This is a genomic window from Paenirhodobacter populi, assembly GCF_004022215.1.
Classification (GTDB): Bacteria; Pseudomonadota; Alphaproteobacteria; order Rhodobacterales; family Rhodobacteraceae; genus Rhodobacter; species Rhodobacter populi.
Map to the genome: position 1 here is coordinate 130,065 of NZ_SAUZ01000016.1, position 10,452 is coordinate 140,516.

Consider the following 10,452-nt stretch of genomic DNA (forward strand, 5'->3'; position numbering starts at 1 on the left):
GGCTTAGCCGGGCAGCCGGGCCGAGCCGCGGATCACCAGCTCTCCGGGCAGGACGGTGCGGGTCGCTTCGGCATCCGGCGCGCTGATCATCCGGTGCAGCACGTCCGCCGCGTCCCGCGCCATCTCGATCACCGGCTGGCGAAAGGTCGTGAGCGAGAATTCCGGCATGGCGCTCAGCCTCGTGTCGTCGAAGCCGACGATCGAAATATCCCGCCCCGGAACCAGCCCGAATTCCGCCCGCGCCACGCTGAGCACCGCGATCGCCATGTGATCGTTCGCGCAGAACAGCGCATCGGGCCGGTCGGGCCGCGCCAGCAGGATGCGGGCATGATCGCGCGCCTGTTCCGCCGAGTAATTCGCGACGACCCTGTGGCTGAGGCTGCGCCCATGCCGGGCCAGACATTCGGTAAACCCTTCCTCGCGGTCGTGGTTGGTCGAGGAAGCCTCCAGCCCCGCCATGTAGGCGATCCGCTCATGCCCCCCTGCGACCAGAAATTCCGCCACCTGCGCGGCCCCGCCCCGGTTGTCGCCGACGATCGTGGACACCGTGCCGCGGCTTGAGACCCGGTTGACCTGCACCACCGGAAGGCCGATCCTGAGGCATTCCTCGGCCAGACCCGACGACAGGCTCGATGAAACGAGGATCAGTCCACCGAGGCGGAAGCTCAGCATTTCCTCGATCAGCGGGTCGACGAAGGCGCTCATCGGTGCGGGGAACAGCATGGCGCGATAGCCATGTTCCGCCAGATCTTCGGACAGGGCCTCCAGCAGCGTCGCGTAGAACGGATTGCCCAGATGCGGGATCGCCACCCCGATCAGGTTCGACCGCTGCGTGATGAGCGACCGGGCGATCAGGTTCGGCCGGTAGCCAAGCTCCTTCGCCGTCTTCAGAACCTTCTCGCGGGTCTTTTCGGACACGCTCGCCCCCGGCGTGAAGCTGCGCGAGACGGCGGATTGCGACACCCCTGCCAGACGCGCCACATCATGCGCCGTCGGCGGCCCGGGGCGCGCGATCGCGTCGGAGGTCGGTTGTCTGGCCATCGGCACCCGGATCTGTCGGAACGCGCCATCGCGGCGGGATGGCCATTATCGCAAATCGCCCCGGCAAGCGCAACGCGCGACCCGTGATGAGGGGCGGCCCGGAGGTCCGGACCGCCCATATCTGGCCCGGATCGCCTCAGACGATCCCGGTGGCGTAGTAGAGCGCGATGACGAAGAACGGCGCCGCGACCTTGATGAGGGTCATGACGAAGATGTTCTTGTAGGCCTCGCGGTGGGTCAGGCCGGTCACCGCCAGCAGGGTGATGACCGCGCCGTTGTGCGGCAGCGTGTCCATGCCGCCCGCAGCCATGGAGGCGACGCGGTGCAGCACCTCCATCGGGATGCCCGCCGCATTCGCCGCCGCCACGAACTGATCCGCCATCGCCGCGAGCGCGATGCTCATCCCGCCCGAGGAAGAGCCGGTGATCCCGGACAGCAGGTTGATCGTGATCGCCTCGTTCAGCAGCGGATCCGGAATGGCCTTCAGCGCGCCGGCGATCATGACGAACCCCGGCAGGGCCGCGATGATCGCCCCGAACCCGTATTCCGAGGCGGTGTTCATCGTCGCCAGCATGGCGCCCGCCACGGCGGTCTTGCTGCCCTCGGCGAACTGCGCGGTGATGGTGCGGAAGGCGAAGACGCCGATGAACAGGATGCCCGAGGCCAGCGCCGCCAGAACCGCCCAGATCGCGACCGTCGCCGTTACCGGCACGTCGATCGGATGCACCATCCCCGGCAGGTCGAGCGGATAGATCGCGTCATACCAGTGCGGGATCATCTGCGTCATGACCAGGTTGACCACGCCCACCAGCACCAGCGGCGCCAGCGCGATCAGGGGATGGACCAGCTTGATGTCGGGTGGCGTGCTTGGCTCGTTGCGCAGGTTGGTGCCGTAGCCCTCCCCCACGGCCTTCGCCCGCGCCCATTCCAGATAGCCGACGCCCAGCACCGCGATGAACAGCGACCCGATCAGACCGAGCCATGGCGCCGCCCAGCCCGTGGTGCCGAAGAAGGTCGTGGGGATGATGTTCTGGATCTGCGGCGTGCCCGGCATCGCATCCATGGTGAAGGTGAAGGCGCCAAGCGCGATGGTCGCGGGCATCAGGCGCTTGGGGATCTCGGCCTGACGGAACATCTCGGCCGCGAAGGGATAGACGGCAAAGACCACGACGAAGAGCGACACGCCCCCATAGGTCAGCAGCGCGCAGACGATGACGATGACCGGGATCGCCCGGTCCCGGCCAAGCACGCGGATCACCGCCTCGACGATCGAGCGCGAAAAGCCGGACATCTCGACCATCTTCCCGAAGATCGCGCCCAGCAGGAAGACCGGGAAGTAGTTCTTGATGAAGCCCACCATCTTGTCCATGAACAGCCCGCTGAATGCCGGCGCGACGGCGCCCGGATCGGTCAGCAGAACGGCCGCAAGGGCGCAGATGGGCGCGAACAGGATCACGCTATAGCCACGATAGGCCGCGAGCATGAGCCCGCCCAGGGCCAGCATGGCAATGATAACGCTCATGACGACACTCCTCTTGTCGCAAGTCTTTGTCGGTCGGGAATATGCGGGACGGGCCGGAAGTCCTCCTTCCCGGCCCGTCCGATCCATTCAGGGATGTGTCACTCGGCCTTGTCGCCGTAGGGAACGTTCTTGTGGCCGTAGCGGCGGACACGGATGTTCGCCTGCTCCCCATGACCGATGAACCCTTCCAGCGCGCAGAGCCGCGAGCAGTATTCGCCGATCATCGCCGAAGCCTCGTCCGTCAGGACCCGCTGATAGGTGCAGGTCTTGAGGAACTTGCCGACCCAGAGGCCCCCGGTGTAGCGCGCCGCCCGCTTCGTCGGCAGTGTGTGGTTGGTGCCGATCGCTTTGTCGCCAAAGGCCACATTGGTCCGCGGCCCAAGGAACAGCGCGCCGAAGTTGGTCATGTTGTTCAGGAAATAGTCGGGATCCTTCGTCATGACCTGAACATGCTCAAAGGCGAGTTCGTCGGCGATGCGGACCATTTCCTCATCGCTTTCGGCAACGATCACCTGACCATAGGCCGCCCAGGACTTCGCCGCGATCTCGGCGGTGGGCAGGATGGTCAGCAGGCGTTCGATCTCGGCCATCGTGTCGCGCGCGAGCTTTTCCGAGGTGGTCAGCAGGATCGCGGGCGAATCCGGGCCGTGTTCGGCCTGACCCAGCAGGTCGGTGGCGCAGATTTCGCCGTCGACCGTCTCGTCCGCGATCACCAGCGTCTCGGTCGGGCCTGCGAACAGGTCGATGCCGACGCGGCCGAAAAGCTGCCGCTTCGCCTCGGCGACGAAGGCGTTGCCGGGGCCGACGAGCATGTCCACCGGCTCGATCGACGCGGTGCCAAGCGCCATCGCGCCCACCGCTTGAATGCCGCCGAGGCAATAGATCGCATCCGCCCCCGCCATGTGCTGCGCCGCAACGATCGCGGGCGCCGGTTTGCCCTTGTAGGGCGGCGCGCAGGTGATCACCCGCTTCACCCCCGCGACCTTCGCCGTGATCACCGACATATGGGCCGAGGCGAGCAGCGGATACTTGCCCCCCGGAACATAGCATCCCGCCGCATTGACCGGGATGTTCTTGTGACCGAGGACGACGCCCGGAAGCGTTTCCACCTCGATATCCTTCAACGCATCGCGCTGATGCTGCGCGAAATTGCGCACCTGCGTCTGCGCGAATTCGATGTCCTTCAGATCGCGGTCCGAAAGCTGGTTCAGACAGTCCTGAATTTCGGCGTCGCTCAGGCGGTAGTCGTCACGCTCCAGTCCGTCGAATTTCACCGACAGATCGCGGATCGCCGCATCCCCGCGCGTTTCGATATCCGCCAAGGTGCGCTCGACGGTCGCGCGAACCTGTTCATCGGCCGCGCGGACAGCTTCCGCAGTGGCACCGCGTTTCAACCAGATTGCCATTTTTTCCATCTCCTCATCCGACATATGCACCGCTCCCTCACGTAATGCATACGTATTCATTCCCGTTACAACAAACCGGGATGACGGCGCAAGAGACTTGATGCATACGATTGCATAGACGGGCTGGCGCCCACAACTCTCCGGCTTCAGGCGGATGACCAAGGCCTAGATTACAATCCGGCCACCATCGCGCAGGCGCCCCGCCCTCGCGCGGCGTGTGGATCGTAACCCTTGAGATCGATGGCCGCCGATCGCCGATCCGAGGCGCGAAGACACAGATTGCGTGCTTCGAGCCGGCGTTCCGCAAGACAGCGGCATCATCCATGCTGGACGGGGTAACACCGGCAAACTGATTGACGGTTGACCGGGCCGCTGTTCGATGAACAGATCGGCAGGCTCATACCCTGAACCGGCGCTGAAAACCGAGCGGCGGATACGGAGAGACAGACTTCATGCCTGAAGGCTTCATTCTCGAGGGGATCACGCTCCCTGATGGCCGGGATAACCTGTCGGTCGCGGTCGCCGGCGGCAGGATCGTCGCGATCGGCGATCCCGACGCGATGCCGACACTGCCGCGTTTTCCGGCCAGTGGCGCGCTGCTCGTGCCCGGCTTCACCGAGGCGCATATCCATCTCGACAAGGCGATGATCCTCGGCCGCTGCCCGATCTGCGAGGGGACGCTTTCCGAGGCGGTGCGGCTGACGGCCGCGGCAAAGCGCGCCTTCACCGAGGAAGACGTGCATGCCCGCGGTGCGACCGTGCTGGAAATGGCGGTGCGCGCCGGCACCCAGAGGATGCGCAGCTTTGTCGAGGTCGATCCCTGTGCGGGGTTGCGCAGCTTTGCGGCGCTGAAACGGTTGCGCGCCGAATGGGCCGATCTGATCGAGTTGCAGATCTGCGCCTTCGCGCAGGAGAGCCTGACGCAGGAGCCGGAGACGCTCGACTTGCTGGCCGAGGCGCTGGCCGGGGGGGCCGATCTTGTCGGCGGCTGCCCCTATACCGACCGCGATCCCGTCGCCCATGTCGGGCTGATCTTCGATCTGGGGCAACGCTTCGGTGTCGACGTCGATTTTCACGCGGATTTCGACCTCGATCCCGAGGGGTCGATCCTGCCCGAGATCTGCGCCCAGACCGGGGCGCGGGGCTGGCAGGGCCGGGTCACGGTGGGACACGCGACCAAGTTCGCGGCCTTCCCGCCCGACCGGCGCGAAAGGATCGCCGCGCAGATGGCCGCGGCGGGCGTCGGACTCGTCGTGCTGCCCGCAACGGACAGTTTCCTCAACGGCAACCGGGACGATCCCCTGCGCCCGCGCGGGATCGCCCCGGCGACCGCGATTGCCCGGCAAGGGGTGACCGTCGCGCTGGCCACGAACAACGTGCAGAACCCGTTCACGCCTTTTGGCGATGCCAACCTGCTGCGCATGGCGGGGCTTTATGCCAATCTCGACCAGCTCGCCTCCGACGCGGATCTGCGCCGGGTTTTCGGCATGATCACTGAGGCGCCGGCGCGGCTGATCCGCCTTGACCAGCCCGTGCCGGAGCCGGGCGCACAGGCCGATTTCATCTTGCTCGACGCCCCTTCGCCCGAGGCGGCCGTGCGCGGCAACGCGGCGATCGTGGCCGTGGTCAAGGGCGGCAGGCTGCGTCTGTGGTCCCCGCGCCCCACCCTGATCCGGGGAATGTAGACGCGGGGTTTGCGGTCATCGGATGACCTTGCCATTCTCGGCCACCAGTCGGCCCGCCCGATAGACCGCGCGCTGATGCGGAACGGAGACCACAGCCTCCGGCACATGGGCGGCGGCGAGCGCCACGAAATCGGCCCGCTTGCCTGCCTCAAGCCCATAGTCCGCAAGTCCGAGGGCCTTGGCGCCGCCATAAGTGACGACGTCGAAAGCGGCCTCCAGTTCGGCATCGGTGTAAAAGCCCGAACGATAGCCGATCATCATCGCCCGGCCGAGCATGTCGCCGTCGCCATAGGGCCACCATGAATCGCGGATGTTGTCGCTGCCGGAAAAGACGGTGACGCCTTCGGCGCGCAACAGCGCCACGGGCGGAAAGGCATGCGCGCCGGGGGCGTTGGTCATGATCGCGATGCCCGCGCGGGCAAGGCGGGCAGCAAGGCGGCGGGCGGCATCGGGTGCGAGGTCGCCCAGACCATAGGCATGGCTGATCGCGACACGGCCCTGCAGGCCGGTGGCCTCGGTGCGGGCGATGATCTCCTCGATGGTGAAGGCGCCAAGGCTGCCCCCGTCATGCAGATGGATATCGACGGGCACGCCGCGACGTTCCGCGATGCCGAAGACCACGTCCAGATGGCGCTGCGGATCGCGATCGAAACTTGCGGGGTCGAGGCCGCCGATCACATCCGCACCAAGTGAAATCGCTTCGTCGAGCAGCCTGTCGGTGCCCGGGCTCCTGAGGATGCCGCTTTGCGGAAAGGCCACGAGTTCCACGTCGATCAGATCGCGATATTCCGCCCGGACCGCCAGCACCGTTTCGAGAGAGGCAAGCCCCACCGATCCGTCCACCATCACATGGCTGCGCATCCGCGTGCTGCCCTGCGCGATCGACAGTTCGATCTGGTTGCGGGCGCGGTCGATCATCGGGGCGGCATCGGCCATGTTCTCGGCCTGAAAGCGGACCCGCTCATGCACGTCGAACCCGTCGGTGCAGGGTTTGTGCGGCACCCAGACGTCGCCGTAAAAGCTGGTGTCGAGGTGGATATGCCCCTCGACGAAACCCGGCAGCAGCAACCGGCCCCCGATATCGACAGTGGGGCGACCCTCCGCCGCCATGCTTCCGGCGGGCAGGATGGCGGCGATGACGCCATCGCGCACGAGAATGTCCGAAAGGGGTGCGGCGGGAAGGTTCGCGTTCTGGAACAGGATGTCGGCGTTGGTCATGATAGGCTCCGGTGGGGATTGTCGGCGAAATGACAGGCGACCTTGCCCGCCCCGCTGCGCGGAGTATAGGCAGGCGCCTGCCTGCGGCAAATGTCCTGCGCCAGCGGACCGCGCGGGTGAAAGGCACAGCCCGGCGGCATGGCAAGCGGCGAAGGCGGCGCGCCGCCCATCACCTTGCGGGCGCGGTTCGGCTTGACCACATCGGGAATGGTGTCGAGCAGAAGGCGCGTATAGGGGTGACGCGGATCGGCAAATAGATCCTTGGTCGCGGCTTCCTCGATGATCCGGCCCAGATACATCACGGCGATTCGGTCGGCCATATGCCGCACAACGGCAAGGTTGTGGCTGATGAACAGGAAGGTCAGGTCGAGCCGGTCCTGAAGGTCGCGCATCAGGTTCAGGATCTGCGCCTGCACCGAGACATCCAGCGCGGAGGTGGGTTCGTCGCATCCCGATTCCCCCACGAGCACGAGGCAGGTGCCCTTGCGCACGATGAAGGAGACATCCTGCACCGCCTGCAGGTAGCGCTTCGGCTTGCGTTCGAGCACGCGGTTGAGCCAGGGGGCGGAAACGTCGAACACGCGCGAAAGCTGATCGACCTCGACGGCGTTGTCCCGGCTTCTCATGCCACGCCTCCTGCCAGCAGGCCACGGCGCTGGCCCCGTCGGCGACAAGCGATGGCCGGTCCCGGCGGCAGCGCGGCCCGGCCAGAGGACAGCGCGGATTGAACGCGCATCCCTGCGGGATGCGGTTGAGGCGCGGCATCGCACCATCGATCTGCGCCAGATGCGCGACGCGCGCGCCGAGCGACGGGATCGCCCCCATCAGCCCGCGGGTGTAGGGATGGCGGGGGTGGCGGACGACTTCCTCGACCGGGCCGATCTCGATGACGCGACCGGCATACATGACCGCCACGCGATCGGCGGTTTCCGCGATGACACCCATATCGTGGGTCACCAGCATGATACCTGTCCCCTGTTCATGACATAGCTGACGCAAAAGCGCGGTGATCTGCGCCTGGATCGAAACGTCGAGCGCGGTCGTCGGCTCGTCGGCGATGATGAGGCTGGGATTTCCGGCAAGTGCCAGCGCGATCACCACCCGCTGCCGCATGCCGCCCGAGAACTGGTGGGGACAATGGTCGATGCGTTCCCCGGCACCCGGGATGCCGACCTGCTTCAACAGCGCGGTGGCGCGGTCACGCGCCCCCCGGGCGTTGAGATCGAAATGCAGCCGGATGGTTTCGGTCAGTTGCTGGCCCACGGTGAACAACGGGTTCAGCGAGGTCAGCGAGGTCAGCGGATCCTGAAACACCGCCCCGACGATCCGCCCGCGCACTTTCGCCATGGCCTTTTCGCCGAGTGTATCGGTGCGGGTGCCGGCGATGCGGATCTCGCCCGCAGCGATGCGGCCGGGCGGTTCGAGCAGGCCAAGGACAGCCATTCCGGTCATCGACTTCCCGGCGCCGGATTCCCCCACGACGCCAAGAATCTCGCCGGGCTGGATGGTCAGGGACACATCCGAAAGCGCGGTCAGCGTCGCGCGGCGGGAGGGAAATTCGACGGTGAGGCCACGCACCTCCTAGTGCGGGAACGGGGCTGTTCATGGCGTTTCCCCGGGCGAATAGCTGGGCGGAAAGATGGTCTCGACGGGCGGGTGGCCCCATGTGCGGTCGGGGTATTGCGCGACGAGCCGGTCGAACTGCGCCTGCGCGCGGGGACGCGCGGCGGCAAGGTCGATGCCCGCCACCTCTCCTCCGCGCATGGCTACGCGACCATCGACGATCGTGGCGCGGGTGACGCGCCCCGTCGCGCCGTAAACCAGCGTCTGCACCGGGTCGATGCGCGGAACGATGCGGCTGTCGGCCATGTCGAACACGGCAAGGTCGGCCTTGGCCCCCGGGCAAAGGCGCCCGATATCCGCGCGTCCGAGCGCCTCGGCACCGCCAAGCGTGGCGGCGTCGAGGAATTCGGCGGCGGACCCCGCATCGCCCCGCGCGCAGGCGATGCGGTTCGCCATCAACCCCAACGCCATGTTCAGCACCATGTCGGGCGGAGCGGTATCGGTACCCATGCCGATCCGCACGCCCCGCGTCCGGAGAACGGAAAACGACCGCAGCACCGCACCGTGGCGTGCCGAAACGAGCGGACAATGCGCCACCGTCACCCCGTTCGCGGCATAGCGGGCGAGGTCCTCGGGGGTCGCGACGGTCGCATGCGGCGCGATCAGCCGGGACGACAGCAACCCCATGCGGTCAAGCCATTCCGGCGCGGTCACGCCATGCAGGCGGCGCATGGTGTCAAGCTCCATCTGCCCCTGCGCCATGTGCAACCGGACCGGCAGGTCCAGATCCCGCGCGCGGGCAAAGGTCTCGCGCAGCAGTGCCTCGGTGCAGGTCTCGACGCGATCCGGTGCGAAGAGACCGGAGACGAGGCCCGCATGGGTGCCGTCGATGCGCTCCGCGAAGGCCGCAGCCTCGCGCAGGCCGGCAAGACCTCGTGCCTCGTCGAACACGGGCTGCATGCGGGCATGATCGTCAAGCACGATGCCGCCGCTGCGATAGGCCGGCCCAAGCCAGACCCGCAGGCCCGTTTCCCCGGCCGCCTGCGCCGCGGCCTCGAATTCGGCCACGGTCTCGCCCCAGGCCCGATAGAACAGCGAGGCGATGGGCAGCGCCGAGGTGATCCCGTTCAGCAAGAGCTGCGCGAAAGCGAAGCGTTTCTGGAACGCCAGTTCCTCGGGGGTATACATCTCGCGCGGGTGGGCGGCGTAATCGGAGGGCCACACGCGGCCCTTTTGCCACGAAGGCTGGTTGTCCATCCCCAGCACGGTGGTATCGAGGTCCGAAAGCGCGTCGAGATCGACGAAGCCCGGCGTGACCAGCGCCTCGCCCATGTCGAAGCGCGCGGACAGATCGCCCGCGAACGGGCGCCCGGCGTGGAGGATACGGTCACCCTCGATCACCACCTCGCCATTCTCGACAAGGCGGCGGCCTCCGGGCGTATCGCAGACGATCCAGCGCGCCGCCACGGCCCATCGTCCGCCGGGACGCTTGCCGAGGGGCAGCGCAGTCCAGCCGCGGATGGCCGTCATGGCGCCACCCGCAGGCTTTGTCCCGCGCGGGCAACGACGGAGCTTTGATGATGTGACCGCCCTCCGACGGCATCTGTGTGCCAAGGTGGGCCTGCAAGGATCCACATAGGAGAGCGGTCATGTCGGAGATTACCACTGTCGGGCTCGATCTGGCGAAGAATGTGTTCCAGGCGCATGGGGCTGATGTCTCGGGCCGGGTGCTTTTTCGCAAGAAGCTGAGGCGAGACCAGGTCCTGTCTTTCTTCAGCCAGTTGCCTCCTTGCACTGTCGCCGTGGAAGCTTGCGGAGGGGCGCACTTCTGGGGTCGCGAGATCGGTAAACTGGGCCACGAGGTGCGGCTGATCCCACCCGCCTATGTCAAACCCTTCGTTAAGCGCCAAAAGAACGATGCGGCCGATGCCGAAGCGATCTGCGAAGCGGCGACGCGCCCGACGATGCGCTTCGTGCCGGTGAAGAGCGAAGAGACGCAAGGCGCGGCAATGGTCTT

At 66.6% G+C, this 10,452-nt stretch carries 8 protein-coding genes and 1 pseudogene; 2 read left to right on the forward strand and 7 right to left on the reverse strand.

What is annotated here, in order from left to right; genetic code table 11:
* Nucleotides 1-3 precede the first annotated feature (3 nt).
* The 3 genes from D2T30_RS14515 to hisD all read right to left on the reverse strand — a co-directional run bounded on the left by D2T30_RS14515 (nucleotide 4) and on the right by hisD (nucleotide 3,969).
* A complete protein-coding gene (locus D2T30_RS14515) occupies nucleotides 4-1,041 on the reverse strand; it encodes a LacI family DNA-binding transcriptional regulator (protein ID WP_128209458.1) in 1,038 nt (345 codons plus the stop codon).
* A 136-nt stretch (nucleotides 1,042-1,177) separates the two neighbouring features.
* The gene (locus D2T30_RS14520; RefSeq protein WP_128209459.1) at nucleotides 1,178-2,563 is read right to left on the reverse strand and encodes a GntP family permease; all 1,386 of its coding nucleotides are present in this window, start codon (nucleotides 2,561-2,563) and stop codon (nucleotides 1,178-1,180) included.
* A 98-nt stretch (nucleotides 2,564-2,661) separates the two neighbouring features.
* Nucleotides 2,662-3,969 carry a histidinol dehydrogenase gene (gene hisD, locus D2T30_RS14525; RefSeq protein ID WP_128209460.1) on the reverse strand — a complete coding sequence of 436 codons (1,308 nt, stop codon included), beginning with the start codon at nucleotides 3,967-3,969 and terminating at the stop codon, nucleotides 2,662-2,664.
* Nucleotides 3,970-4,421: 452 nt separating this feature from the next.
* On the opposite strand from hisD, the gene D2T30_RS14530 reads away from it, so the two are divergent.
* Nucleotides 4,422-5,654 (forward strand): amidohydrolase family protein, encoded by a 1,233-nt coding sequence (locus D2T30_RS14530; RefSeq protein ID WP_128209461.1) that lies wholly within the window; start codon nucleotides 4,422-4,424, stop codon nucleotides 5,652-5,654.
* Nucleotides 5,655-5,669: 15 nt separating this feature from the next.
* Here D2T30_RS14530 and D2T30_RS14535 read toward each other — a convergent pair whose 3' ends face one another.
* The 4 genes and pseudogenes from D2T30_RS14535 to D2T30_RS14550 form a co-directional block, all read right to left on the reverse strand.
* Nucleotides 5,670-6,872 (reverse strand): amidohydrolase family protein, encoded by a 1,203-nt coding sequence (locus D2T30_RS14535; RefSeq protein ID WP_128209471.1) that lies wholly within the window; start codon nucleotides 6,870-6,872, stop codon nucleotides 5,670-5,672.
* Nucleotides 6,869-7,498 (reverse strand): ABC transporter ATP-binding protein, encoded by a 630-nt coding sequence (locus D2T30_RS14540; protein WP_128209472.1) that lies wholly within the window; start codon nucleotides 7,496-7,498, stop codon nucleotides 6,869-6,871. The genes D2T30_RS14535 and D2T30_RS14540 overlap by 4 nt, the downstream gene beginning before the upstream one ends.
* 13 nt (nucleotides 7,499-7,511) lie before the next feature.
* A pseudogene (locus tag D2T30_RS14545) lies at nucleotides 7,512-8,450 on the reverse strand (ABC transporter ATP-binding protein); the annotation flags it as partial.
* Between the two features lie 24 nt (nucleotides 8,451-8,474).
* On the reverse strand, nucleotides 8,475-9,965 hold the full coding sequence (locus D2T30_RS14550) for a chlorohydrolase family protein (protein WP_128209462.1): 1,491 nt from the start codon (nucleotides 9,963-9,965) through the stop codon (nucleotides 8,475-8,477).
* A gap of 119 nt (nucleotides 9,966-10,084) precedes the next feature.
* Between D2T30_RS14550 and D2T30_RS14555 the strand changes: the two genes are divergently transcribed.
* Nucleotides 10,085-10,452, forward strand: a 368-nt coding sequence (locus D2T30_RS14555; RefSeq protein WP_164884313.1) for an IS110 family transposase, incomplete at its 3' end; no start/stop codon positions are given.

Bases quoted from the DNA above. Each gene is read 5' to 3' on its own strand.
- D2T30_RS14540 (WP_128209472.1), bottom strand. From the start codon at position 7,498: ATGAGAAGCCGGGACAACGCCGTCGAGGTCGATCAGCTTTCGCGCGTG.
- D2T30_RS14515 (WP_128209458.1), bottom strand. From the start codon at position 1,041: ATGGCCAGACAACCGACCTCCGACGCGATCGCGCGCCCCGGGCCGCCG.
- D2T30_RS14535 (WP_128209471.1), bottom strand. From the start codon at position 6,872: ATGACCAACGCCGACATCCTGTTCCAGAACGCGAACCTTCCCGCCGCA.
- D2T30_RS14520 (WP_128209459.1), bottom strand. From the start codon at position 2,563: ATGAGCGTTATCATTGCCATGCTGGCCCTGGGCGGGCTCATGCTCGCG.
- D2T30_RS14550 (WP_128209462.1), bottom strand. From the start codon at position 9,965: ATGACGGCCATCCGCGGCTGGACTGCGCTGCCCCTCGGCAAGCGTCCC.
- D2T30_RS14530 (WP_128209461.1), top strand. From the start codon at position 4,422: ATGCCTGAAGGCTTCATTCTCGAGGGGATCACGCTCCCTGATGGCCGG.
- hisD (WP_128209460.1), bottom strand. From the start codon at position 3,969: ATGGCAATCTGGTTGAAACGCGGTGCCACTGCGGAAGCTGTCCGCGCG.